The 25946-nt window shown below is 74.6% G+C and carries 18 protein-coding genes; 13 read left to right on the forward strand and 5 right to left on the reverse strand.

Going from position 1 to position 25946, the window contains the following annotated elements; all coding sequences use genetic code 11:
* Position 1: 1 nt before the first annotated feature.
* The gene (locus ACIQUQ_RS00965; protein WP_403969638.1) at positions 2-1153 is read left to right on the forward strand and encodes a Ku protein; all 1152 of its coding nucleotides are present in this window, start codon (positions 2-4) and stop codon (positions 1151-1153) included.
* Between the two features lie 24 nt (positions 1154-1177).
* Here ACIQUQ_RS00965 and ACIQUQ_RS00970 read toward each other — a convergent pair whose 3' ends face one another.
* Positions 1178-1525: a DUF6479 family protein gene (locus tag ACIQUQ_RS00970; RefSeq protein ID WP_403969641.1), complete on the reverse strand. Its 348-nt coding sequence runs from the start codon at positions 1523-1525 to the stop codon at positions 1178-1180.
* A 121-nt stretch (positions 1526-1646) separates the two neighbouring features.
* Between ACIQUQ_RS00970 and ACIQUQ_RS00975 the strand changes: the two genes are divergently transcribed.
* Positions 1647-1721 carry a 50S ribosomal protein bL37 gene (locus ACIQUQ_RS00975; protein ID WP_373297613.1) on the forward strand — a complete coding sequence of 25 codons (75 nt, stop codon included), beginning with the start codon at positions 1647-1649 and terminating at the stop codon, positions 1719-1721.
* Positions 1722-1836: 115 nt separating this feature from the next.
* Here the strand turns inward: ACIQUQ_RS00975 and ACIQUQ_RS00980 are convergent, their stop codons facing one another.
* From ACIQUQ_RS00980 to ACIQUQ_RS00995, 4 genes are all read right to left on the reverse strand, one after another.
* Positions 1837-2823, reverse strand: coding sequence for an aldo/keto reductase (locus ACIQUQ_RS00980; RefSeq protein WP_403969644.1), 987 nt, complete (start codon positions 2821-2823; stop codon positions 1837-1839).
* A gap of 17 nt (positions 2824-2840) precedes the next feature.
* Positions 2841-3656, reverse strand: coding sequence for a thioesterase II family protein (locus ACIQUQ_RS00985; RefSeq protein ID WP_403969647.1), 816 nt, complete (start codon positions 3654-3656; stop codon positions 2841-2843).
* On the reverse strand, positions 3653-4906 hold the full coding sequence (locus ACIQUQ_RS00990) for a cytochrome P450 (RefSeq protein WP_403969650.1): 1254 nt from the start codon (positions 4904-4906) through the stop codon (positions 3653-3655). The genes ACIQUQ_RS00985 and ACIQUQ_RS00990 overlap by 4 nt, the downstream gene beginning before the upstream one ends.
* Positions 4907-5341: 435 nt before the next feature.
* Positions 5342-6322: a LuxR C-terminal-related transcriptional regulator gene (locus tag ACIQUQ_RS00995; RefSeq protein ID WP_403969653.1), complete on the reverse strand. Its 981-nt coding sequence runs from the start codon at positions 6320-6322 to the stop codon at positions 5342-5344.
* A gap of 169 nt (positions 6323-6491) precedes the next feature.
* Here ACIQUQ_RS00995 and ACIQUQ_RS01000 point away from each other — a divergent pair, with 169 nt between their 5' ends.
* The 11 genes from ACIQUQ_RS01000 to ACIQUQ_RS01050 all read left to right on the forward strand — a co-directional run bounded on the left by ACIQUQ_RS01000 (position 6492) and on the right by ACIQUQ_RS01050 (position 25779).
* Positions 6492-6728, forward strand: a complete 237-nt coding sequence (locus ACIQUQ_RS01000) for a hypothetical protein (RefSeq protein ID WP_403969656.1) — start codon at positions 6492-6494, stop codon at positions 6726-6728.
* Positions 6729-6905: 177 nt separating this feature from the next.
* Complete coding sequence (locus tag ACIQUQ_RS01005; RefSeq protein WP_403969659.1) at positions 6906-8597, forward strand: condensation domain-containing protein; 1692 nt, start codon at positions 6906-6908, stop codon at positions 8595-8597.
* On the forward strand, positions 8594-12058 hold the full coding sequence (locus ACIQUQ_RS01010) for an amino acid adenylation domain-containing protein (protein ID WP_403969662.1): 3465 nt from the start codon (positions 8594-8596) through the stop codon (positions 12056-12058). Before ACIQUQ_RS01005 ends, ACIQUQ_RS01010 begins: the two co-directional genes overlap by 4 nt.
* Positions 12058-13257, forward strand: coding sequence for a cytochrome P450 (locus tag ACIQUQ_RS01015; RefSeq protein ID WP_403969665.1), 1200 nt, complete (start codon positions 12058-12060; stop codon positions 13255-13257). Before ACIQUQ_RS01010 ends, ACIQUQ_RS01015 begins: the two co-directional genes overlap by 1 nt.
* Before the next feature lies 1 nt (position 13258).
* Positions 13259-17218: a type I polyketide synthase gene (locus ACIQUQ_RS01020; protein WP_403969668.1), complete on the forward strand. Its 3960-nt coding sequence runs from the start codon at positions 13259-13261 to the stop codon at positions 17216-17218.
* The gene (locus ACIQUQ_RS01025; RefSeq protein ID WP_403969671.1) at positions 17215-18726 is read left to right on the forward strand and encodes an MFS transporter; all 1512 of its coding nucleotides are present in this window, start codon (positions 17215-17217) and stop codon (positions 18724-18726) included. Before ACIQUQ_RS01020 ends, ACIQUQ_RS01025 begins: the two co-directional genes overlap by 4 nt.
* Positions 18723-20003: a cytochrome P450 gene (locus ACIQUQ_RS01030; RefSeq protein ID WP_403969674.1), complete on the forward strand. Its 1281-nt coding sequence runs from the start codon at positions 18723-18725 to the stop codon at positions 20001-20003. The genes ACIQUQ_RS01025 and ACIQUQ_RS01030 overlap by 4 nt, the downstream gene beginning before the upstream one ends.
* 1 nt (position 20004) lies before the next feature.
* Complete coding sequence (locus ACIQUQ_RS01035) at positions 20005-20742, forward strand: thioesterase II family protein (RefSeq protein WP_403969677.1); 738 nt, start codon at positions 20005-20007, stop codon at positions 20740-20742.
* On the forward strand, positions 20733-21557 hold the full coding sequence (locus ACIQUQ_RS01040; protein WP_403969679.1) for a mycofactocin-coupled SDR family oxidoreductase: 825 nt from the start codon (positions 20733-20735) through the stop codon (positions 21555-21557). Before ACIQUQ_RS01035 ends, ACIQUQ_RS01040 begins: the two co-directional genes overlap by 10 nt.
* Before the next feature lie 1170 nt (positions 21558-22727).
* A complete protein-coding gene (locus ACIQUQ_RS01045; RefSeq protein ID WP_403970532.1) occupies positions 22728-25085 on the forward strand; it encodes an amino acid adenylation domain-containing protein in 2358 nt (785 codons plus the stop codon).
* The gene (locus ACIQUQ_RS01050) at positions 25078-25779 is read left to right on the forward strand and encodes a 4'-phosphopantetheinyl transferase family protein (RefSeq protein WP_403969682.1); all 702 of its coding nucleotides are present in this window, start codon (positions 25078-25080) and stop codon (positions 25777-25779) included. The genes ACIQUQ_RS01045 and ACIQUQ_RS01050 overlap by 8 nt, the downstream gene beginning before the upstream one ends.
* Positions 25780-25946 lie beyond the last annotated feature (167 nt).

Consider the following 25946-nt stretch of genomic DNA (forward strand, 5'->3'; position numbering starts at 1 on the left):
CGTGCGATCCATCTGGAACGGGGCGATCTCCTTCGGGCTTGTCAGCATTCCGATCAAGCTCGTCAACGCCACCGAGAGCCACTCGATCTCCTTCCGCCAGATCCACACCGCCGACGGCGGCCGGATCCGCTACCGCAAGGTCTGCGAACTGGACGGCGAGGAGCTCACCGCCGACCAGATCGGCAAGGGGTACGAGGAGGCGGACGGCTCGATCATCCCGATCACGGACCAGGACCTGGCGTCCCTGCCGCTGCCCACCGCCAAGACCATCGAGATCGTCGCCTTCGTGCCCGCCACGGACATCGACCCCCTCCAGATGGACGCGGCCTACTACCTCGCGGCCAACGGCGTGCCGGCCGCCAAGCCCTACACCCTGCTGCGCGAGGCCCTGAAGCGGAGCCGGCGGGTGGCCATCGCGAAGTTCGCGCTGCGGGGGCGCGAGCGGCTCGGGATGCTGCGCGTGGTGGACGACGTGATCGCCATGCACGGGCTGCTCTGGCCGGACGAGATCCGGGCGCCGGAAGGCGTGGCCCCCGAGACGCAGGTGACGGTGCGGGAGGCCGAGCTGGACCTCGCGGACGCCCTGATGGCCACCCTTGGCGAGGTCGATCTGGAGAGCATGCACGACGACTACCGGACGGCGGTGGAGTCGCTGATCGCCGCCAAGTCCTCGGGCGAGGCGCCGGAATCCCCGGCGGCGGAGCCCCGCGGCCAGGTGATCGACCTGATGGCGGCACTGGAGAAGAGCGTCCGGGCGGCCCGGGAGTCCCGTGGTGAGGCCGGCGCCGACGGCGGAGCGGAGGAAGCGGAGGCGGAGCCGGCCGCGGTCACCCCGATCCGGCGGACGGCTGCCGCCCCCAAGGCGGTGGGCGGCAAGAAGTCGACGGCGGCGGGGACGAAGCGGACCGCCGCGGCCGCGAAGGACGGGACGGCCAAGAAGACGGCCGCCAGGTCGACGGCCAAGAGCACGGCGAAGAGTGCGGCCAAGAGCACGGCGAAGAGTACGGCGAGGGCCACGAAGAGCACCGCCAAGAGCACTGCCAAGACGGCCTCGAAGGCCGCCGCCGGCAAGACCGCCGCCAAGAGCACCGCCAAGAAGACCGCCGCCAAGAAGACCGCAGCAGGCACCCCCCGCAGGCGTTCGTCCGCCTGAGGGGGGTGCCGGTGGGGCCGGGGTTCAGACCCCGGTGGCGCCGAAGCCGCCACTGCCGTTGGCGCCTCCGCTCGCGTTGGCTTCCCTCCGCTTGCGCACCTCTTCCGGGTGCTCCGACGTGCGGGACCCGAAGTTCCCGTAACCCTGCATCTCGTGTGGCCGCAGCCCACCGGTGGGGATCTCCACGGGATCCCGCTCTTCGCGCACCTCGTACACGGCTCCCCCGTCGGGCAGGCGCGGCTGCGTCTCGGGCTCCGGCGGCTCCGGCTCCCGGTCGCGCACCTTCCTTCCGAACCAGAAGGCGAGCAGGAGGAATGCAGCGATCGCGATCCCCACGAACAGGAACGGCACAATCTCACCGAATGTGTCCATATCTGAGTATTACCCCAGATAGCCGATTACTACCTCGGATGGTCATCGATGGCGCTTTCGTCCGGGGCGCGCAAGACTGGCAGCGCACGCCCGCCCCCCACCCGCGAGGGAGATGACGAGCATGTCGAAGCGAGGCAACAAGCGGCGCGCCCGCAAGAAGAAGGGCGCGAACCACGGCAAGCGGCCCAACGCCTGAGCCGTCGGACCCGCGTACGAGGGACCCCGCGCCCGGCACGAGCCGGGCGCGGGGTCCGTCATGTGGGGGGGTCCGTTCACCGGCGCACGGGTCCGCGCACCGGTGGGTCTGCAGGTCAGTTCACCGAGTCGAGCTTCGCCCGCTGCTCCGGCGTGAGGTCGAGCTCGACCGCGCCGAGGTTCTCCTCCAGCTGGGCCACCGAGGAGGCGCCGACCAGCGGCAGCACCGGGATGTCCCCGCCCATCAGCCAGGACAGCACCACCTGGTTGACGGTGGCGCCCGTCTCGGCCGCCACCTCGCGCACCGCGCGCAGCCGGGGCTCGGTGCCGGCGTGGTCGAAGCCCGGGCCGAGCGGCTTGTCGTCCCGTACGTACGCGCCGGAGATCAGCGGCGAGTACGAGACCTGGGTGAGCGAGGGGTTGGCGCGCAGGTAGCTCAGCAGGTCGCCGCTGACCAGACCCTGGTTGCCGTCGGGCGAGCGCAGGCTCGGGACGTCGGTGCGCTGGCGGAGGTAGCTGTGGTGGTGCTGCAGCACCTCGTAGCCGGGTACGCCCGCCGCGGCGGCCAGGGCCCGGGCGCGCTCGATCCGCCAGGCCCAGTGGTTGCTGGCGCCGAGCAGGCCCGCGACGCCGTCCGCCACCACGTCGGCGAAGCCCTGGACGGTCTCCTCCAGCGGGGTGTTCTCGTCCATGATGTGCGCGTAGAGCAGGTGGATCTTCTCGATGCCGAGGCGCTCGCGGCTGGCCTCCGAGGACTCCCGGATGACCTTGGCGGACAGGCCCTCGACGTCCAGGCTGAAGCCGCTGGTGGGCTGGTTGGGGCGGGCGCCCAGCTTGGTGGCGATGGTGATCTCGTCGCCGATGCCGCGGCTCTTGATCCAGCGGCCGACCAGCTCCTCGCTCTCGCCGCCCTGCGTGCCGTGCACCCAGAAGGCGTAGTTGTTGGAGGTGTCGATGAAGGTGCCGCCCGCCTCCACGAAGCGGTCGAGGATGGCGTACGAGGTGGCCTCGTCGACGGTGGTGCCGAAGGTCATGGCGCCCAGGGACAGGACGCTCACCTCGCGGCGGGTCTCGGGGGAGCTGCCGATGACGCGGTACTTCACGATGGGGACCTTTCGGTTCAGGGGTGGGACGGGAGCGGAGCGCGCCCGGCGGGCTGCGGCAGGTCGGCCAGCAGTTCCGTCACGACGGCGTCCAGGTGGGGTACGAGGTAGAAGTGGCCGCCCGGGTAGGAGCGGAGCCGGAAGGGGCCGGTGGTGTGGTTCCGCCAGGCGAGCGCGATCGGCTCGTCGACGCGGGGGTCGGCGTCCCCGATGAGGGCGGTGACCGGGCAGTCCAGCGGGTCCGCCCCGCGGAAGCGGTACGTCTCGGTGGCCACGTAGTCGCTGCGGACCGCCGGCAGGATCGCGGCGAGCAGCTCCGGGTGGTCCAGCATCCGTTCGTCGGTGCCGCCGAGCAGCTTCATGTCGGCGATCAGCGTCTCGTCGTCCGCGAGGTGGACGGACCCGGGTGCCGGCACCGAGGGCGCGCGGCGGCCCGAGACGGCCAGGGCGGCGGGCGGGAAGCCCGCGTCCCGCAGCCGGCACGCGACCTCGAAGGCGAGCGAAGAGCCCATGCTGTGCCCGAAGACGCTGTACGGGCGGTCCGTGAAGCCGCCGCCGAGCAGCTCGGCCGCGACCAGGTCGGCCAGCTCGTGCAGCGACTCCACGCAGGGCTCGCCGAAGCGTTCCTGCCGGCCGGGGTACTGGACGACCAGCACGTCGGCGTACCGCGCCAGGCGGGCGGAGAACGGGAAGAAGTACGAGGCGTTGCCGCCCGCGTGGGGGAAGACGAGCAGCCGCGGCGCGCCGGCCGGCGCGGTGTGGAACCGGCGCAGCCAGGGGGTTCCGGTCGGCTCGGCCGCGGCGGCGGCCTGTGCCGGGCTCGGGGCCGTCATCCCGTCCTCCTCGTGCGGCCGTTGCCGCCGCGCGCCGGGCGGGCGGTGATCGGGATGTGCTTGTAGCCGGAGACGAAGTTGGACCGCAGCCGCTCGGGCCGCCCGGCCGGCCGGAAGTCCTCGAAGCGGGTGAACAGCTCGTGGTACAGCGTCTTCAGCGTGACGCGGGCGACGCTGTGCCCGATGCAGTAGTGCGGCCCGATGCCGAAGGCCAGGTGCTTGTTCGGCTTGCGCCGGATGTCGAACTCGCCGCCCCGGGCGAAGACGGTGTCGTCGCGGTTGGCGGAGCCCAGCCAGACGACCACGGCGTCACCGGCCTTGACGGGCGTGTTGCGGATCTCCACGTCGCGGGTCGCGTACCGCAGGAAGTGGTTGACCGGCGAGGCCCAGCGCAGGGACTCCTCCAGGCCGGTGCCGTCGGCCTCCGGGTGCGCGGCCCAGTCCTGGAGCACGCCCGAGTCGATGAACTCGGCCATCACGAAGTTCGGCGCGTGCGGGGTGGTGACGTTGGCACCGAGCAGCAGGCTGTAGCAGTTGGCGACGATCTCGTCGGGGGCCATGTGGCGGCCCTCGAACTCGGTGGAGATCAGTACGCTCAGCAGGTCGTCACCGAGGTTGTTGCGGCGGAACCGCACCAGGTCCTGGAAGTAGGCGAACAGGTCGCGGTGCGCGGCCTTGAGCGTGGCGTCCCGGCCGCCCGCGTCCTGGTACTCGGCGTCGTCCGCCGCGATGCACACGGTGGTGAGGCGGTTCAGCCAGGCCCAGTCCGCCGTCGGCAGGCCCATCATGGTGCCGGTGACCGACATCGGCATGGCGAGCATGGCCTGCGCGAAGTCGAAGGTGCCGCCGTCGCCGAGCGGTTCGATGAGCGGGACCACCAGGTCGCGGATCATCTCCCGCTGCCGGTCGACCGACTTGATGGCCAGGGCCTTCTTCAGGCGGCCCTGCATCTCGGTGTGCCGGGGCGGGTCGGTGGCCGCGAGCTGCTTGCCGCTGGCCGGGTCGTCCAGTCCCAACAGGTCGAGCATCGTGCCGCGTTCGGAGGTGAAGGTCGCGGTGTCGCGCAGTACCCGGTCGGAGTCCTCGAAGCGCACGACGTTCCAGAACCAGCGCTCGTCGTCGACCTGGTGGCGGGTCAGCGTGTCCAGCGCGCGCATGCGGCGCCAGACGGGGTGCGGGTCGCCGTCGCTGTAGAGGCCCGGGTCGACGAGGTCGTGGGCGGCGGCGGGACTGGTGGCGGCCGCGTGCATCGGGCACCCCGGCGGGGGTGCGAGCGACGGTACGGCAGGGGCGGATGTGGCGTGGACGGTCAAGGCCCGTCTTCCTTTCGCCTGGGCTCGGAGCCGGGGCGGGCGTGGGACGGCGCCGGTACCGCGTGCTTCCGGGCGTACGGGAAGGAGGGCGCGGGGCACACGGGGGAGGACGGGACGCGGACATCCGGTGAGGATCGGGTGCGCGGCCCGTCGCGGCGCGACGGGGAACCAGCCGGTCTGCGCGGTGCTGCGGCCTGGGGACGGCCGGGCAGGGGGAAAGCGCTGCCCGCACAACGTACATGACGCCGCCGGGTACGTGAAGCACCCGCCGGCCGCCCCGGCCGGAACCCGCTCACCCCCGGCCGGTACCTGCCCACGCCCGGCCGGAACCGCGGCGGTGCCCCGCCCGGCAGGTCCTGCCCGGGCGCGGCCTCACTCCGGTGCGTCGTCCAGGAAGCCGCTGCGCGCGATCAGGTACGCCAGCTGCGCCCGGCTGCGGCTGCCGAACAACTCGGCCGCCCAGCGCATGTGGTTGGCCACGCTGCGGGTGCTCATGCCCAGCCGGGCGGCGATCGCCTCGTCCGTGTAGCCGTTGACCATGTGCCGCAGGATCGCCCGCCGCACCTCGTCGGTGAGCAGCGGGGGGAGCCTGCTGCTGGGGAAGTTGCGCAGGGGTGCCGCCCGCTGCCAGGCGTGGTCGAAGATGCCCACCAGGTACCGGACCACGCCCGGGTGCTCGACGGCCAGCGCGACCTCGCTCCGCTCCGAGCCCGGGTCCGGGATGAACGCGATCTTCCGGTCGCACACGATCAGCCGGTCGAAGACCTCGTCCAGGGTGCGCACTTCGCCGCCGGCCTGCGAGATGTGCTCCACGTAGGCGAGCGTGGGCTGGTGCGAGCGGATGGTGTGCTGGTAGATGGTGCGCTGGCGCACACCGCGGCCGATCGCCTCCAGGTCGCTCGCGAGGGCCTTGTCCAGCATCGCCTGCGGCCGCCCCCCGCCGGGCTGTGCGGTGAGCAGTTCCTCCTGGCAGGCGTGCACGGCGGCGGAGAGCGTGGCGCTGATGGCATTCGCGCCCTGCACCACCCGGATCAGGTGCGAGTCGCCCTTCCCGTAGCTGTCCAAATAGATCTCCTGCGCCTGGGAGATCGAGGTGCGCATGGCAGCGAGGGCGGTCTTCTTCTCTTCGATGGCGCGTTCCAGGCGGTCCATCTGCGCTCCCGCGGCAAGCCGCGGCGGGATGGGGGCCAGGCTGCCGTCGGGCACGCGCTGGACGAGGCCGAGGTCAAGCAGGCAGCGGGGACAGTCGCCCGAGGTGGGGCGCCCGTGGAGGGCGTCCGCGTACCACTGGAGGCCGTTTGCGCAGATCTCGACGGTGCGATCTTCAGCGCTTATATCCGATCTCGTGCACATTTCCCCACCCTGCTGGTTCCCGCATTGCAGGATCATCCTCTCCGATCTCCGGTGACCGGGGCTGTCCGGGGCCGCATGCTTTCGGTCGGGGAACCACTCAAGGTCTGAACCAGAACCGCTACAGGTCTAAGCCATGCCGATCCGTCACAGGCAGAAAGCAAGGTAAGAGATGAGCACCAACGTTCTCGGCAAGATCCTCAGCACGCTCGCCCTGGCCGGATTGGCCGTCGCCGGTCTCGCGGCCGCCTCGACCACGGGCTCCGAGGCCCCCGTGCACCGCACCCTCCTCGCCGACTCGCAGTGGGGCCGCACCACCCCCCAGCTGCCCACCGGCGCCGAAGACTCCCAGTGGGGCCCGATCGCCCCCACCCAGCCCGTCGTCTCCGACGACTCGCAGTGGGGCTGAGCCCCGCCCGGCCGCTCCGGCCGCTCCTCCCGGGTCCCCGGCGCACGCCGCCGGCCGGCCCGCCCCAGCCTGACGCCCCCTGACACGCCCTGACGGGCCCTCGGGGCCACCGAGTCGCGGGGCGGGCCGGGTCACCCGGCTCCTCCCACCCACCCCGCAGATTTCGGAGGTCCATTCGTGCTGCCCGCAGCGCCGTACGGAACGTCACCCGCCGGACACACCTGGTACCCGGCGACCCGGGTGCAGCAGGGCATCTGGGTCCTGGACCGGGACGAGCTCCTGCGGCCCACCCAACTCGTGCCCACGGTCGTGGAGTTCACCGGCACCGTGGACCACGCGGCACTGGTCGGCGCGGTCGGGCGCTCGCTGGCGCGGCACCCCTCGCTGCGGGCCCGCTTCCGGCTCGACGTGAAGCGCCGCCGGGTCGAGTACCACACCGACGGCCCCCCGGCCGAGCCCGGCTTCCTCGACGCCGAGGCGGAGGGCTGGACCGAGGAGGAGGTCGACCGGCTGGTCCGCGCCCTGTGCGCGACCCCCTTCGACCTGGCACAGGACGCACCCGCCCGTGCCGAGGTCATCCGGCTCGGCGCGGACCGCACCCTGCTGGTCCTCAACGTCCACCACATCATCTTCGACGGGGTCTCCCGCGGCATGCTGCTGGAGGACGTCTGCGCCCTCTACCGGGCCGCCGTCGAAGGCGCCGAACCGGAGCTGACCGACCCGCCGCACCCGGCCGCCGTCGTCGCCGAGCGCACCCCCGAGGAGATCGCCGAACAGGTCGCCGAGGTCGTCGACCGGCTCCGCGGCGCCCCCGCCGAGGTGCTGCTGCCCTTCACCCGCACCCCCCACGACGGCGGGGAGGAGTCCCTGCTCGGCGCCACCCTCGCGACCCGCCTCGACGACGGGACGACCGCGAAGGTGATGGCCGTCGCCGCCCAGGAGGGCTGCACGCCGTTCATGCTCGGCGTGGCCCTGCTCGCCGGCACCCTCGCCCGCACCGGACCCCAGCGCGACTTCCTCATCGCCTTCGCCTGGCCCGGCCGTGACGACCCGGCCACCGCCGACGTGATCGGGATGTTCATGACCACCGTCGTGCTCCGGGTCACCCTCGAACCCGGGGACACCTGGCGCGACCTGCTCGGCGGCGTACGGATCGGCGGCATGGAGGCGTTCGTCGACAGCGACGTACCCCTCGACGCCGTGTCCGCCGCCCTCAACCCCGACCGCAACGCCCTGTGGCCGCCGCTGTCGCCGGTCCTGGTCAACCTCGACGAGGCACCGCGGTCCCTGGAGCCCGTACCCGGCCTCACGGGCACGCTCCGGCCCCTCGACCCGATGTTCATCAAGTACGACCTGGCCATGTTCGTCCGACTGGAGGACACCCCCGGGGGACGGAGCCTCGCGCTCTCCCTCGACTACCCGGTCAACGTCTTCGGCCACGACGACCTCTCGCGCTTCCTCAACGCTCTGCGGCACAGCGCCGCGGACCTCGCCACCTTCCCGGAGAACCCCGTGCTCGAAGAGTCCGTACGCCCCACCGCCGCCGCCGACCTCGACGACCCGGCCGCCCGCCTCGAACTCGTGCGCTCCATCTGGCGCGAGGTCCTCGACACCGACGACATCGCCGACGACGTCAGCTTCTTCGAGTCCGGCGGCGACTCCCTGCTCCTGGTCCTGCTCGTCGAGCGCCTCGGCCAGGTCTCCGGCCGCGAGGTCCGCACCATGGACCTGTTCCGCCAGCCGACCGTCATCGGCCAGGCCGACCTGATCGCCGGCGCCGCCGAGCCCGCCGCGGCCCCCGCCGCCGGCGGCGACCGCGCCGCGCTGCTGAACGCCGCCCGCGCCCAGGGTGCCGGGGCCGCCCGATGACGGCCCGTGCGCTGGCCGCCGGGATCCTGGAGGTCCCGGACGGCCCCGACGCCTTCGGCGACGAGAGCTTCATCGCGCTCGGCGGCGACTCGCTGCGCGCCATGCGGCTGGCCGCCCTGCTCCAGGAGCGCCTCGGGCTCAAGGTCCCGATCATGGAGCTGCTGGGCGGCTCCCCGCTGACCGAGGTACTGGCCGCCGCCGTGCCCGTCGCCGAGGCCGAGCCCGTACCCGCCCCCGTACTCGGCGCCGAGCAGGCCCTCACCCCCGCCCAGCGCGGCATGTGGCTGATCGAGCGGGTGGCCGGCGGCTCCCCGTACAACCTGGTCTTCCGCTGCTTCACCGAGGGCCGGCGCCTCGACCGCGACCTGCTCGCCAAGGCGATCGCCGCGACCGCCGCCCGCCACGAGGGCCTGCGGACCGTCTTCCGCGAGGCCGCCGACGACGTGGTCCAGGAGATCCTGCCCGCCCACGTGCCGGAGCTCGCCGAGTTCGTCCACGACGGCACGGCCGAGGCCTTCGAGGGCCGGGTGCGCCGCCACGCCGCCGAACTGGGCCGCGAGCCCTTCGACCTGGCCGCCGCCCCCGCCTACCGCTTCGCGTACTGGACCTCCGCCGCGGACGGCGACGAGCGCTGCGCCCTCGTCCTCGTCGCGCACCACATGGTGCTCGACGGGTTCGCCGTCGGCTACCTGCTGCGCGAGCTCTTCGACCAGTACGCCGAGCTCAGCGCCGCCGCCGAGCAGGCCGCGGCGCCCCGCGACCTCGGCACCCCCCTGTCGGCCCTGCGCCGGCACCAGGAGGAGGCGAAGGCCCGCGGCGCCTGGGACGAGCAGGCCGAGTTCTGGCAGGCGCACCTCGACGGCGTCCCCTCCATCCTCGAACTCCCCGCCGACCGGCAGCGCCCGGCCGTCCAGGACGGCGCCGGCGACCGCCTCGGCCTCGACCTCGGCCCGGCCGTCACCGAGCGGGTGACCAGCCAGGCCCGCGCCCTCGGCATCACCCCGTATTCCTTCCTGCTCGGCGCGTTCGGCCTCACCCTCGCCCGGCGCACCGGCAGCCGCCGGCTGCTGGTCGGCGTGCCGCTGCTGGGCCGCGGCTCCTCCGAGCTGCGCCGCCTGATCGCCGTCGCCGGCAACCTGGTCCCCGTACTCGTGGACGTCGACGACGACCTGGACGCCGCCGGCTACCTGCGCGGCGTGCACCGCTCCCTCGGCGCCGCCATCGACCACGGCGACCTGCCCTTCGAGGAGCTGGTGGCCCGCCTCGGCGTCGAGCGCAGCCTCGGCTGCCACCCGCTGGTCCAGGTCTGCTTCGGCATGCACGACCAGCTGGTGCCCGCGGAGCTGACCGCGGGCCCGGTGCGGGTGCGCGTCGAGGAAGGCCACGGCGGCGGCTCGCAGTTCGACCTCACCATGCTCATCGGCCACGCCGACCCCTCCCTCGCGGGCCACGTCGAGTACGCGACCGGCGTGTGGAACGAGGCGGAGGCCCAGTCCTTCGTCTCCGACTTCCGGACCGCCGTCGAGCAGCTCACGGCCGCCCCGGAGGCCCGGCTGGAAGACGTGCGCTGCATCTCCGCCGAGGGCCGCGCGCTGCTCGACGAGATCAACGAGAGCGGCCGGGACTTCCCCGCCACCTCCCTCGACGCGCTGTTCCGCGAGACCGCCCGGCGCCGCCCGGGCGCGGTCGCGGTCCGCGACGCCGAGCACACCCTCACCTACGCCCAGCTCGCCGACGCCGCCGCCGAGCAGGCCCGGCTGCTGCTGGCCGCGGGGGTCCGGCCCGGGGACCGCGTCCTGGTGGGCGTCGACCGGTCGGCCGCCGAGGCCGTCGCCGTCCTCGGCGTCCAGTGGGCCGGCGCCGCGTACGTCGGCATCGACCCCGCGCAGCCCGACAGCCACCTGGAGAAGGTCATCGCCCGCGCCGAGCCGGCCGCCGCGCTGACCGGCCCGGCCGACGGACCGGTCGCCCGGCGCTTCGCCGGCCTCGGCGTACCCGCCGTCGCCACCTGGGACGCCGACTGGCGGCCCGCGTCCGCCGACACGGTCCCGGTACCGCCCGCGGACCCGGCCCGCCTCGCCTACGTCGCCTTCACCTCCGGCTCCACCGGACAGCCCAAGGGCGTCTGCGTGCCCCACCGCGCGGTCATCCGGCTGGTCCACGAGGCCGGTTACGTACGCCTCGGCGACGGCGAGCGGATGCTGCGGCTCTCCCCGCTCTCGTTCGACGCCTCCACCCTGGAGCTGTGGGGTGCGCTGCTCACCGGCGCCACCCTGGAGGTCCACCCGGCCGGCCTGGCCTCGCCGACCGAGCTGGGCGCCTTCCTCCAGGAGCGCGGGATCACCGTGGCCTGGCTGACCGCCGGACTCTTCCGGCTGGTCGAGGAGTTCGCGCCGGACTCGCTCAGCGGCCTGCGCCAGCTGCTGACCGGCGGCGACGTCGTCCCGCACGAGCACACCGCCCGCGTGCTCGCCCGGCACCCCGGGATCGTCATCACCAACGGCTACGGACCCACCGAGAACACCACCTTCACCACCACCCACTCGGTGGCCCGGTCGGAGGACGTCGACGGCCCGCTGCCCATCGGCCGCCCGGTGCCCGGCACCCGCGTGTACGTGCTCGACCAGCGGCGCCGCCAGGTCCCGCCCGGTGCCGTCGGCGAGCTGTACACCAGCGGCGAGGGCCTGGCCGACGGCTACCTCGGCGACCGGGCCGAGACCGACCGGTCCTTCGGGCACCTCTCGCCGGACGTGCCCGAGCGCCTCTACCGCACCGGCGACCTGGTCCGCATCGACACCAGCGGCCGCGTCAGGTTCCTCGGCCGCGCCGACGACCAGGTCAAGCTGCGCGGCTACCGCGTCGAGCTGAGCGCGATCAGCGACGTGCTGGCCGAACACCCCGAGGTCCAGGACGCGGTGGTGCTCGTCACCGACGGCGACAGCGCCGAGAAGCGCCTGGTCGCGGCCGTGGTCCTGGCCGAGGGCGCGGGCGTGGACGCGGTCGGACTGCGCGACCTGCTCAAGGAGCGCCTGCCGTCGTACATGGTGCCGACCCTGTGGGCCGTCGTGGACCGGCTGCCGGTCACCGCCAACGGCAAGGTGGACCGGCGCGCGCTGGCCGCCGTCGCCGGCCCGGCCCGCAGGTCCGCCCCGGCGGGCGGCTCTCCGGAGGCCGCGGCCGGAACGCAGGCCGCTCCGGAGGCTCCGGCCGCCGAGGCGCCCGCATCCCTCCCGCTGGAGCGGATCGCCGAGCTCTTCGCCGCCGTCATCGAGGGCCCCGAGCCCGCCGGCGGCGTCACCGAGGAGACCGACTTCTTCATGATCGGCGGCAACTCCCTCGGCGCCGTACGCCTGATGCGCAAGGTCAAGCAGGAGCTCGGCGCCGCCGTCCGGCTGCGGGACTTCCTGCTCTCGCCCACCCCCGCCGGGCTGCGCACGCTCATCGAGAAGGCCGCGGTCTGATGGCCCGTACCGCGGCACCGGTCCCGCCGCCGTCCCTCGCGGACGGCGTGCGGGCCCCGGAGTGGGACGACGGACTGGACTGCTGGGTCGTGGCCGACCAGCGCCTGGCCCAGCAGGTCCTGAACCACCCCGGCTTCGCCTCCGGGACCTTCGAGCGCTCCTTCCAGCTCTACATGACGGACGAAGCCCGCGCCGAGTACCGGGAGCTCACCGAGTTCCTGCGGCTCTGGTTCGTCCAGGCCGACGCCCCCGAGCACACGGCGCTGCGCCGCCCCGTCCAGCGGATGCTCTCCGCCTCGTACGTACGGTCCCTCGCCCCCCGCATCGAGGAGATCACCGACGAGTGCCTCACCGGCCTTGCGGCCGCGTCCCCCCAGGACGTGATGCCGCACGTCGCCGACGGCATCTCGGGCAGGGTGATGGCCCACGTGGTCGGACTCGACGTGCCCCCGCCCGTCCTGCACCGCTGGTCCCGGACCCTGTCGCTGTTCATCGGCGCCATGTACCGGCGCGACTACGCGCGGGCCGCCCACGAGGTCATGGTCGAGATGGGCGAGGCGCTCACCGGGGCCAAGGCCCTGGAGGGCTTCCCCACCGACACCCCGGAGGACCGGGCGCGGACCACCGCGACCTGGGCCATGTGCCTGTTCGGCGGCCTGGAGACCACGGCCTCGCTGCTCGGCTCCACCCTGCTCACCGCGCTCGGCGACCGGGAGCTGTGGGCGCGGATCCGCGCCGACGAACCGGGCGCCGTGACGGACCTGGTGGAGTCGGTGCTGGTGACCCGGCCGCCGCTGCGCCACCTGGGCCGGGTCGTCGCGTACGACCAGGAGATCGCGGGGGAGCGGCTGCGCGAGGGCGACCTGGTGCTCGTCAGCCTCACCGGCCAGGGCCCCCTCGACGACGCGGACCCCGCGGACGCCCCCGCCCCCGCCGTCCCGGCCGCGGCCGTCTGCCCGGTCACCGGCGCCACCGCGGCGGCGGAACCGGCCGGCCCCGAGCGGAACCTGGTCTTCGGCCACGGCCCGCACTACTGCGTGGGCGCGCCGCTGGCCCGGCTGGAGGCGGCCCTCCTGCTGCGCCGCCTGGCCGCCCGCTTCCCGCACGCCCGGCTGACCGACGAGGCCGCGGTGTGGGGTCCCAACCTCAGCTACGTCGGACTCGACCACCTGTACGTCGACCTGGGCGGAGAAAACTGACATGTCTCCTTCTCCCGTGGGCGCCACCGCGGTCCCTCCCGGGCCGCAGGGCGTCGCCGTCATCGGGATGGCCTGCCGGCTGCCCGGCGCGCCCGACCTCCGCGCCTTCCACGCGCTGCTCCGCGAGGGCCGCGACGGCATCAGCCGCCCCGCCCGCGAGGAACTGCTCGCCCAGGGCGTGGACCCCGCCTACGCGGGCCGGGAGAACTTCGTGGCGGCCATGGGCGTGATCGAGGACTCCCGCCGCTTCGACTGGTCCTTCTTCCGGTACAGCCGGGCGGAGGCGGCGGCGATGGACCCGCAGCAGCGGGTCTTCCTGGAGTGCGCGGCCACGGCCGTCGACGACGCCGGGATCGACCCCGGCCGGTTCCGCGGCCGGATCGGCGTCTACGCGGGCGCCGACCGGTCGGGGCCGGGCCGGGACGACGCCGCCCTCGGCGAACTGGCCCGCTACATCGGGCGGGAGAAGGACTTCGTCGCCACGCGCGTGGCGTACAAGCTGGGCCTGCGCGGCCCGGCGATCACTGTGCAGACCGCCTGCTCGACCTCCCTGACGGCTGTGCACCTCGCGGTGCGCGCGCTGCTGGGCGGCGAGTGCGACGCCGCCCTCGCGGGCGGGGTCACCGTGATGCCGCACGGCGAGTGGGGCTACCTCTTCGAGCCCGGCGGGATCCTCGCGCCGGACGGGTACTGCCGCCCGTTCGACGCGGACGCGGCCGGGACCGTACCCAGCGAGGGCGTCGGCGTGGTGGTCCTCAAGCGGCTCACCGACGCGCTGCGCGACGGCGACCGGATCGCCGCCGTCATCGCCGGCACGGCCGTGAACAACGACGGCGCCGAGAAGATGGCGTACACCGCGCCCTCGGCCGCCGGGCAGAGCGAGGTCATCCGCGCCGCGCTCGACGCGGCCGGTCTCACCCCCGCCGACATCGGCCACGTCGAGGCCCACGGCACCGCCACGAAGCTGGGCGACCCCATCGAGGTGCAGGCGCTCACCGACGTGTACGGGGAAAGCGGCGCCGGCACCGGCTGGTGCGCGCTCGGCGCGGTCAAGGGCAACATCGGGCACACCGGCGCCGCCGCCGGGGTGACCGGTCTGATCAAGACGGCGCTGATGCTGGAGCACCGCGAGATCCCGCCCACCGCGCACTACGGCGGGCCCAACCCGCTGCTGGAGCTGGAGCGTTCGCCGTTCCGGGTGGCCGAGGAGCTGGGTCCCTGGGAGCTGCGCGAGGGCCAGGAGGTGCGGGCCGGCGCGGTCAGCTCCTTCGGGGTGGGCGGCACCAACGCCCACGCGGTGCTGACCGAGGCCCCGCCGCACCGGCCCGCCCGGGCCCGTACCGGCACGGCCGCCGCCGCCAGGCCGCACCTGCTGCCGCTGTCGGCGCACGGGCCGGAGGCGCTGGAGCGGCTGGACCTGGCGTTGGCGGAACGTTTCAGCGTGGGTGCCGCCGGCGGGTCCGGCGACTCCGGCGCGCAGGACGGCGTACCCGACCTCGCCGCGGCCGCCTGGACGCTGGCCGGCCGCCGTGTCCACCGGCACCGCCAGGCCGTGGTCGTCCGCGACCCCGCACGGGCCGCCGACGTACTCCGCGCGGCCGCCGGTGCGGCCGTCCGGCGCGGCGCCCCGGCCCGCCTGGGCAGGGTCGCCTTCCTCTTCCCGGGGCAGGGCACCCTCAAGCACGCCGCGGGCGAGGCCGCGCACCGGATGCTGCCCGGCTTCCGGGCGGCCTTCGAGGAGATCCGCAAGATCGCGTACGACGACTGCGGCGTCGACCTCAGCCCCGTGGTCGTCCCGGCCGACCCCGACGCGCAGGGCGGTCCCGACGCGCAGGGCGGTCCCGCGGGGCACGGCGACGACTGGTTCGCCGACACCGTCCACCAGCAACTCGGCCTGTTCGGCCTGGGCTTCGCCTTCGGCCGCCAGCTCGCCGAGTGGGGCATCACCCCGCACGCCATGCTCGGCAACAGCATCGGCGAGTACGCCGCCGCGGCCCTCGCCGACGTCTGGACCCTGCCCGACGCCGTCGGCCTGGTCCACCGGCGGGCCCGCGCGATGCGCGACGCCGCCCCCGGCCGGATGGCCGTGGTCGAGGCCCCCGCCGACGAGGTCGAGGCCCGGCTGCCCGCGGGCTGCGGCGTCACCGTCGCCGTACGTGGCAACGGCTCGGCCGTGCTCTCCGGCGACGAGGCCGCGGTGGAACTCCTCCTCGCGGGCGACGCGTTCGACGGACTGCGCGTCACCCCCGTCCACACCCGGCGGGCCTTCCACTCGCCGGCCATGAACCAGGCAGCCGAGGCGGTGCGGGACCATCTGTCGTCGATGCCCGCCCGCCCGCCACGGCTGCCGTACATCTCCAACACCACCGGCGGCCCGGTCGACCCGGAGGCCGCGGTCACACCGGACCACTGGGCCGCGCACCTGCGCGAGCCGGTCCTGCTCGACGCCGGCACCGCCACGCTGCTCGCCTCCGGCTGCACCACCTTCCTGGAGCTGGGCCCCGGCGGGTCCATGACCGGCTCGCTGCGGGCCGCCCCCGGCTGGGACTCCGGCCACCGGACCGTACGGCTCGCCCCCGCCGGCGGGCGGGCCGACGCGGAGGCCGGACTGCTCGACGCCATCGGCGCGCTGTGGGAACTCGGCGCGGACCGGGCCCTGGAGACCGTACTGGAGACCCGGTACGCGGACCCCGGCGACCGGCCCGAGCGCTGCTCCCTGCCCGCACATCCGTACCTGGGCGAAGACCCGTACCAGGTAGGGCGGCCGGCCCCTGCACCGGCCGCCGCCGCGCCCGCACCCGTCCGGCCGGACAACCCGGCCGGCGGGCGGGCGCGGTCCGACAGCCCGGCGGACCCGGCGCGCGGGACCGCGCCGGCCGGGTCCGCCGCACCGCCCGGGCCCCCGGCGCGCACCGCGCGTTCCGTGCAGTCCGTGCGCTCCGTACTGGAGGAGGTGTGGTGCCAGACCCTCGGCGTCGCCGCGGTCTCCGACGGGGACGACTTCTTCGCCCTCGGCGGCGAGTCGCTGCTCGCCCTGGCCCTCACCACCGCCGTACGGGAGCGCGCCGGGGCCCGCGTGTCCGTCACCGACTTCACCCTGAAGGGCACCTTCGGGGGGCTGGCCGAACTGGTCGCGGCGCAGCTCCCGCCCGGCGGCGGGGCCGCGGGCGACGCCGCGGGCACGGGCACCCCCCGGGCGCTCCCGGCGGGCGTGGCCACGCTGGCCGCGGGCACCGGGAGGCCGTTCTTCCTGGTCGCGGACGCGGTCGGGACCGCCCTGCCCTACCGGGACCTGGCCGCCCGGCTCGCCCTCCCGGGCGACCGGCCGGTGCTGGCCCTGGAGGCACCCGCGGGCCCCGGTGCCCGCACCGTCGGAGCGCTGGCCGCCGCCCACGTACGCACCCTGCTGCGGGCCCAGCCAGCGGGCCCGTACACCCTCGGCGGCTGGTCCTTCGGCGCCGTCGTGGCCCACGAGGCCGCCCGGCTGCTCGCGCTGCGCGGCCGCGAGGTGGACCTGCTGGTCTCCCTCGACGGCTACGTGCCGGACACCGGGCCGCTACCCGTGGCCTCCGACCCCGCGTTCCTGCTCGGCGGGGTACGGGCCGGCCTCGACGCCCTCCTCGGCGTCGGACCGCTCGCCGCCGCACACCGCCGGAGCCCCGAGCTGCGCCGCCGGTTCCTCGCCGGGCAGGCGGCCGTGCTGGGCCACCGGGCGCGCCCCGTGGTCTGCCCGGCCGTGCTCTTCAAGGCCGACGCGGGCCCGGTGGAAGCCGCCCGGCTGGCCCGGCGGCTGACCGGGCTGCACCCCGGGGGGCTGCGGGTGGTGCCGGTGGGCGGCGACCACTGGTCGATGCTCCGGCCCCCGTACGCCGATGACCTGGCCGCGCGCGTGCGCGAGGCGCTGGCAGCCGCCGACCCGGCGGACGGCGCCGCAACCCACAAGGAGAGGAAGCACTCATGACGGTCTCGCACACGTCGCCCGGCACCGAAGCCGGTGACGCGGCACCGGCGGACGGCACGGTGCTGCCGGACGGCGCGGCGGAGGTGCCCGGCACCCGGGCGGCCGCGGACCCGTCGGCAGCGGCCGCCGGGGAGAAGAAGGAGAAGGAGAAGGACGGAGCCGAAGGCGCGGACCAGGCGGAGAAGCCGCTGCTGCGCAACCTCGACTTCCAGGCGCTGTGGACCAGCGAGGCGTTCGCCGCGCTGGCCAAGGAGACCGCCGAGGTCGCGTACCCCCTGCTGATCCTCTCCAGCACCGGCTCGGCCTTCTACGCCGGCGCCGTCGGCTCCGCGCAGCTGATCACCGCCAGCCTGATGTCCATCCCCGGCGGCACCCTCGCCGACCGGATGGACCGCCGGCTGCTGATGATCGTCTGCAACCTGGTGCGCGTCGTCCTGCTGGGCCTGTTCAGCCTGCTGGTCTTCACGGACCACACCCACCCGGCGCTCATCTTCACCGTCGCCGTCGGCTCGGCCGTCTGCCTCGGCATCTCCAACCCGACCGGCCTCGCCGCCATCAAGCAGCTCGTGCCGGCCTCCCAGCTCACCCAGGCCACCGCCCAGAACCAGATCCGCTACTTCGCGGCCACCATGGGCGGCCCGCCGGTCGGCGGCACCCTCTTCGGCGTGGCCCGCGCCTTCCCCTTCCTCAGCGCCGCGATCGGATTCCTGATCTCGACCGTGCTGCTGCTCTTCATCCGCAAGCCGATGAAGGTGGAGCAGGCCGCCCCCGGCGAGAAGCGGAACACCGCCGAGGGCTTCCGGATCCTGGGGCGCCAGCCCGTACTGCGCCTGCTGATCGTCTGGATCATGGGCTCGAACATGGCGTTCACGCACTCCGGCGTGTTCCTCGCGCTCATCGCCACCGCCGAGAGCCGCGGCGCCTCCGCCGGGTTCACCGGCATGCTGCTGTCCATCGCCGGCATCGGCGGCCTGGTCGGCTCCCTCATCGCCGGCCCGGTCATCAAGAAGGTCGCCCCCTCGACCCTCTTCCTGGCCGCCGCCTGGATCGGCCCGGTCGCGGCGGTCCTGCTCGCCAACGTCTCCGGCCTGATCCCGCTCGGCATCATCGTCGCCTGCGTGTTCCTGCGCGGCCCGATCACCAGCGCGCTCTTCCTCGCCTACCTCGCGGCGATGGTGCCCGACAAGGCGCAGGGCCGCGTCCTCGGTGCCGTGATGTTCATGTCGATGATCGCCGCCCCGGTCGGCGTCTTCGCCATCGGCACCGTCTTCGACACGGCGGGTCCGGTCTGGGTGTTCACCGTGATGGCCGTCGTCTCCGGCCTCGCCGCCCTGCCGACCCTCAGCCCCCGCATCCGCAAGCTCGCACCCCCGGAGGCGTACGCGGACACCGCGACCGTCGCGGACACCGCCGCCCCCGCGCCCGGCGGGTCCGCGCCCGCGACCCCCGGGTCCGCCGCGGCCGCGCCCGCCTCCGACGACCAGCCCCAGCAAGGAGACCCCCGATGACGACCCAGCTGCCGCCCGAGTTCTTCACCGCCCCCGAGGGCGACGACCTGCACGCCGGCAACGAGAAGCTGCGCGCCACCGGATGCCCCGTACACGCCATCAACTACCCGGTGGGCGGCGAGGGTTACGTGGTCGCCGACTACGAGACCACCCTCAAGGCCTTCAGCGACCCCCGGCTCTCCAAGCAGGTCGACAACGCCCCCGCCTGGTTCCGCGACCTGGTCAAGGACGCCAGCCCGGTCCTGGTGCGCAACATGCTCACCGCCGACCCGCCGGAGCACACCCGGCTGCGCAAGCTCGTCAGCCGCGCCTTCGTGCCGCGCCGGATGGAGCTGCTGCGGCCCCGCGTCCAGGAGATCACCGACGAGCTGATCGACGCCTTCCCGGAGGACGGCGAGGTCAACCTGATGGAGTTCGCGTTCTCGCTGCCGATGCGGGTCATCTGCGAGTTCCTCGGCGTACGGGTCGAGGACCGGCCGCAGCTGCACTCCTGGGGCAACTGGCTCAGCGGCGCCCCGTACCCGGACGCCGAGTCCAACCAGAAGCTCAAGGAGGCCAGCGAGAACATCGAGGCCTACCTCCTCGACCTGCTCGCCGACCGCCGCGCCAACCTCGGCGACGACCTGGTCAGCATCCTGCTCCGGGCCGCCGACGAGGAGGGCCGCTTCACCAACGACGAGCTGGTCTCCACCCTCGTCCTGCTGATCATCGCCGGGCACAAGACCACCGCCAACCTGATCGGCAACGGCACCCAGGCCCTGCTCACCCACCCCGACCAGTTCGAACTCCTGCTGAACCGGCCCGAGCTGGCCGAGTCGGCCGTCGAGGAGTTCCTCCGCTTCGAGTCCCCGGTCTACCGCGGCACCCTGCGCGTCGCCGCCGAGGACATGGAGCTGGCCGGCTGCCCCATCCCCAAGGAGGCCTTCGTCCACCTCCTCATGGGCTCCGCCAACCGCGACCCCGAGGCCTTCGAGAACCCGGACGAGCTGGACATCACCCGCACCCACAACCGCCACCTCGCCTTCGGCCAGGGCCCGCACTTCTGCGTGGGCGCCCCGCTCTCCCGGGTGGAGGGCCAGATCGCCTTCACCACCCTGCTGCGCCGCCTGCCCGGCCTGCGCCTGGCCGTGCCGGCCGAGGAGCTGGAGTGGCTCTTCGACAACTCCACCAGCCGCGGACTGGTCTCGCTGCCGGTCCGCTACGACCGCCGGCTGGCCGCCGACGCGACCCTGCCCGGCAGCGACGCCACCCTTCCCGGCACCTCCGAGGAGCACTGAGATGACCGACCGCACCACCCTGGTCTGCCTGCCCTTCGCCGGCGCCGGCGCCTCCTTCTACCGCCCCTGGCAGCGCCTCGCCGAGCCGTACGGCTTCGACGTGCTGCCCCTCCAGCTCCCCGGCCGCGAGCGGCTGATCGACGAGGAGCCGTACCGAGACGCCGCCACCGCCGCCGACGGACTGCTCGCCGACCTCCTCGCCGCCCTCGGCGACTCCCCGGAGCCGCGCCGGATCGCGCTGTTCGGCCACAGCCTGGGCGCGGTGCTCGCGTACGAGCTGGGCCGCCGGCTCGTCGACACCCCCGGCGTGACCCTCGTACGGCTCTTCGCCAGCGGCTCCCCGCACCCCGCCGAGCAGCGCGCCCGCCGCGCCACCGGCCTCGACGACGACGCCTTCCTGGAGCGGGTCAACGAGTTCGCCGGCTACACCCACGAGGCCCTCCAGGACCCCGAGATGCGGGAGCTGATCCTCCCGACGCTGCGCGCGGACGTCGAGATGCACGAGTCGTACGTGCCCGACGCCGAGCAGGTGCTGCCGGTGCCCGTCACCAGCCTCCGCGGCACCGCGGACACGCTGGTCAGCCGGGAGGAGGCGGCCGCGTGGGCCCGTACCACCACCGCCGGGTACCACGAGGCGGAGCTGGCCGGCGGCCACATGTACCTGACCGACTCGGCGCCGGAACTGATCCGGACCGTGGCCGTCGACCTGGCCCTCTCGGCGGAGGAACTGTGCGTCTGACCGGGAAGACCGTCCTGATCACCGGCGCCGCCCGCGGCCTGGGCCGCGCCACCGCGCTGGCCTGCGCCGCCGAAGGCGCCGACCTGGTGCTGCTCGACCTGTGCGGGGACCTCGCCGGGGTCCCGTACCCGCTGGGCACGCAGGGGCAGCTCGAACACACCGCGGCCCTGTGCCGCAAGGCGGGGGCCGCGGTGCTCACCGCCCCCTGCGACGTGCGCGAGCTGGCCTCGGTGGAGGCCGCCGTCGCCCAGGCCGAGGACCGCTTCGGCCGGATCGACGCGGTGGTCAACAACGCGGGCATCGCGGCCCCTTCCGGCAAGCCGGCGCACGAGATCGGCGAGGAGGAGTGGGCGCTGATGATCGACGTCGACCTGTCGGGGGCGTGGCGGGTGATCCGTACCGTCGGCAAGGCGATGAGCGCCCGCCGCTCGGGCTCGATCGTCAACATCGCCTCGACCGCCGGCCTGGTCGGCTACCGGCACTTCGCCGGGTACGTCGCCGCCAAGCACGGCCTGATCGGCCTCACCAAGGCCGCCGCCCTCGACTACGCCCCGACCAAGGTCCGGGTCAACGCCGTGTGCCCCGGCTCGGTGCGCGACGACCCGACCGCCGAGGGGCGGATGCTCGCCGAGATCGCCCGCGCCCTGGAGGTGCAGGTGGGCGAGCACGAGCAGACCTTCACCGAGGCCCAGCCGATGAACGCGCTGATCGAGCCGGAGGACGTGGCCGCGGCCGTCGTCTACCTCGTCTCCGACGACGCGCGCCAGGTGACCGGCTCGGTGCTGACCGTCGACGGCGGCTTCACGGCCCGCTGAGGCCGTTCCTGTGATCGGTACTTGAGTAAGGGAGGACACCCAGTGGTGGGTGAGCAGTGCCACGCCGTACAGGTCCGTCTGGAGACCCCGACCACCGAAGCGCCCCTGACCGCCCGCCTCGCGGCGGCGCTTCCCGTCGCCGGGGCAGGGCCCTGGCGGGTGTGGGTGGAGGACGTGCCGGGGGACTCGCACGGGCCGGTCGCCCTCCGCCGCCGCACCGCGGAGCTGACCCGCCCCACCGAGTCGCTCCGCTGCGTCCTCCTGCGGCACGCCGACGGCGTGTCCCACCTGATCCTGGTGGCCCACCGAAGCCTCCTGGGCCCGGCGGAACTCCGCGAACTGGCGGAGCTGCTGGCAGGCCGGGCCGGTACGGGCCACGGCACGGCCGTACCGGGGAGCGCGGCGCTGCTCGCGGGGACCGGAGCGGCCCCCCTCCCGGCAACCGGACTGCCGGCCGGGGGCGCCGGTACGGGCCCGGGCGCCGCGGCGTCCGGCAGCGCGCCCCTGCTCGCGGCGTCCGGGGCACCCGGCTGCGCGGTCCCGCTCACGGCAACCGGCTCGCCGGCCGGGGAAGCCGGTGTGGGCTCGGGCGTCGCGGCGTCCGGCAGCGCGATCCCGTTCGCGGGGGCCGGAGGCGCCGCCGCCGCGAACACGGCTGACGCGGCAGGGGTTGGCGCGGGCGCCGTACCGGCGGCCCACGCCGGCGCGGCCCCGTACGGTCACGCAGCCGGCCTGCGGGCCGGCGCGGCGGCCGCGCCGCCCGCCACCGGGGCCCCGCTCGCCGCGGTCACCGCCGCGCCCGCACCCGACTGGGGCGGGGGAGTGCGCGGTGACGCCTCCTGGGCGAGCACGGCCCTCGACCTCCCCGAGGCCCTCGCTGAGGCGGCCACCACGGACCCGGCCGGTCTGCTGGCCGCCCTCGCCCTCACCCTCGACCGGTACGAGGGCCACGGCGCGACCGGCAGCGTGGCGCTGGCCACCGGGGCCCGGGGCGCGGTGGAGTTCCCCGTACCGGACGGAGCCACCCTCGCGGACCTCCGTACCGGGACGCCGGCCCGTACCGACCGCCCGGTCGTCGCGGGCCTCCTGGACACGCAGGCGCCCGCCCTCACCGGGACCGGAGCGGCACCCGTCTCCTCGTACCTCCCGTGCCTGGCACCCCCGTACCCGCTGACCCTCGCGGTCCTGCCGGGCACGGACCCGGAGGCGAACGCAGTCGCCACGCCCCACGAGGCCGCCACCGGCACGGCCGCGACGAGGCGCGGCACCGTCGACGAGGCGGGCACCGGCGCCGGCAGCGGGCCCGGCCCTCTCCACGAGGCCGCCACCGGCACCGGTGCTGGCATCGGCATCGGCATCGGCATCGGGCCCGGCCCCCTCCACGCGCCCGGCACCGCCGCGACCACGCCCGGCACGCCCCAGGCAGCCGCCCCCGGCACCCCCCACCAGACCGCCCCCACCCCCACCGGCAGCACCCGGACCGGCACCACCCCCACCGAAGGACCCACCCCCACCGGCAGCACCCGGACCGGCACCACCCCCACCGAAGGACCCACCCCCACCGGCACCACCAACACCCCCACAACCGGCGGACGCCTATGGGCCGCGTACCGCCGCAGCCACTTCTCCGACGCCACCGTCACCGCCTTCCTCCGCCACCTCGCCCACGTCTACGCCCAGTTCGCGGCCACCCCCGGCCTCCCCGCCGCCGACGCCGAGCTCCTCGACCTCGCCGAGCGCACCCGCATCGCCGCCCTCGGCCGCCCCGCCACCCCCCTCACCACCACCCCCACCCGCCTCACCGAAGCCTTCGCCCGGATCGTCGCGGCCACCCCCGACGCCCCGGCCGTCGGCGACGGCACGGCACCGCCCCTCACGTACCGCGAGCTCGACGACCGCGCCACCCGCCTCGCCCGCGGCCTCGCCGCACGCGGCGTCGCCCCCGGCGACCGCGTCGGCATCTGCCTCGACCGCACCACCGAACTCGTCGTCGCGATGCTCGGCGTGCTCAAGGCCGGCGCGGCCTACGTGCCCACCGACCCCGCCTACCCGGCCGACCGCCTGGCCAACACCGCCCGCGACGCCGGCCTGGACCTGGTCGTCACCCGCCTCGCCGAGTACCCCTCCGAGGCCGGCACCCCGGTCACCCCGGACGACCTCCTCACCGGCCCGGCGGCGGACCTCCCCTCCCAAGGCACCGCGGACGACCCGGCGTACGTCATCTACACCTCCGGCTCGACCGGCCGCCCCAAGGGCGTCGTCGTACCCCACCGCAACGTCGTCGCCCTGATCGACGCCACCCGCGACGAGTACGCGCTCTCCTCCTCCGACGTCTGGAGCTTCTTCCACTCCGGCGCCTTCGACTTCTCCGTCTGGGAGATCTGGGGCTGCCTCCTCACCGGCGGCCGCCTCGTCGTCGTCCCGTACCTCGTCTCGCGCGAGCCGGACGACTTCCGCGACCTCCTGGTCCGGGAGCGGGTGACCGTACTCAGCCAGACCCCCTCCGCCTTCTCCCAGCTGCTGGAGACGGACCACACCGCCGTCCCCGTGCGCCTCGTCGTCTTCGGCGGCGAGCCGCTCGACGCCCGGATGCTGCTCCGCTGGTTCGACCGGCACCCCGAGCACGCGTGCCGCATGGTCAACATGTTCGGCATCACCGAGACGACGGTGCACGTCACCCACCAGACCCTCACCCGCGAACTGGCCCTCGCCGGCTCGCGGTCCGTGGGCCCCGCCCTGCCCGGCTGGCACCTGTACGTGGCCGACGCACGCGGCCGCCTCGTACCGCCCGGCGTCACCGGCGAGATCCGCGTCGGCGGCGCGGGGGTGGCGCTCGGCTACCTCGGCCAACCGGACCTCACGGCCCAGCGCTTCACCGAGGACCCGCACACCCCGTACGCCCCGCACGGCATCCAGTACCACAGCGGCGACCTCGGCCGCCTCCGCCCGGACGGCGCCCTGGAACACCTCGGCCGCATCGACAGCCAGGTCAAGATCCGCGGCTTCCGCATCGAACTGGACGAGATCCGCGCCGTTCTCCTGGAGGACCCGGACGTACGCGCCGCCGCCGTGATCGTCCGCCGCGAGGACCCGGACGACCCGGCCTCGGCGCGCCTGGACGCGTACGTCGTCCCCGCCGACCTGGACACGACCGGCGTCCGCAAGCGCGCGGCGACCGTCCTCCCGGCCTACATGCTCCCGGCCACCGTCACGGCCCTGGACACCCTCCCGCTCACGACGAACGGCAAGCTGGACGCGACCCGCCTCCCGCTCCCGACGCGCGCCGAGCCCGCCCCGGCCGTCGCCGCCGCGGGGGACCGTACGGCCGTACTCCAGGAGATCTGGACGAACATCCTCGGCACCCCGGTGGGCCCGGACGACGACTTCTTCGAACTGGGCGGCAACAGCCTCCTGGCGGTCCGCATCAGCGCCGCCCTGAAGGCCCGCGGCCTCCCGCCGGTCCCGCTCCGCGAACTCTTCCGCACCCCCACGATCCGCGAACTGGCCGGGACGGACGCCCATGCGTGAGTACGAGATCACAGCCGCCCCGCTCCACACGGGCCCGCCCCCGCAGGGCGACGACGTGGCGCTCTGGTGGCTGAACACCAGCTCCGACGTCGTCGGCGGCCACCCGGTGGACGATGACGACGCGGTCCTCTCACCCGAGGAACGCACCCGCGCCTCCCGCCTCCGCCGCCCCGGCGACGGCCACCGCCACCGGGCCGCCCACATCGCCCTGCGCCTGGTCCTGGGCGGCTACACCGACCAGGCGCCCGAGGACGTGACGCTCTCCCGCGAACCCTGCCCCTGCTGCGGCGACCCCCACGGCCGCCCAGCCCTGGCCGGCCCCACCGACCTCCACTTCTCCCTCTCGCACAGCGACGACCTGGCCCTGATCGCCGTATCCGGGGTCCGCATCGGCGCCGACGTGGAGGGCATCCGCAAACAGGCCATCGTCAACGAACTCCTCCCCTCCCTCCACCCGGACGAACACACGGCCCTCCGCGCCCTCCCGGACGCCGGCCGCCCCCAGGCCCTCGCCCGCCTCTGGACCCGCAAGGAGGCCTACCTCAAGGCCACCGGCCAGGGCCTCGCCTACGGCTTCACGGACCCGTACGTGGGCATCGCCGAAACCCCGGCGCGCATAAGGAACTTCACGGTCGTGGACCTCAAGGCCCCGAGCCCGTACGCGGCCGCGATAGCCCTCAGCACGGCCGCCTGACCAGAGGGGGAGATCTCCGGAACAGCCGTGGCAGCCGGGGTTGACGGATCCACACGTGCGACGGCCGGAGCGGCACCGGCGCACCGCGCCCCCGCATCACCCGTTCAGGCGGTGATCACCCGTCAACCCCGTCTCGCGGACCCGGGCGGCCACGGAGCGTGACATTC

Origin of the sequence: Streptomyces sp. NPDC101118, from assembly GCF_044759445.1 — a bacterium.
Lineage (GTDB): Bacteria > Actinomycetota > Actinomycetes > Streptomycetales > Streptomycetaceae > Streptomyces.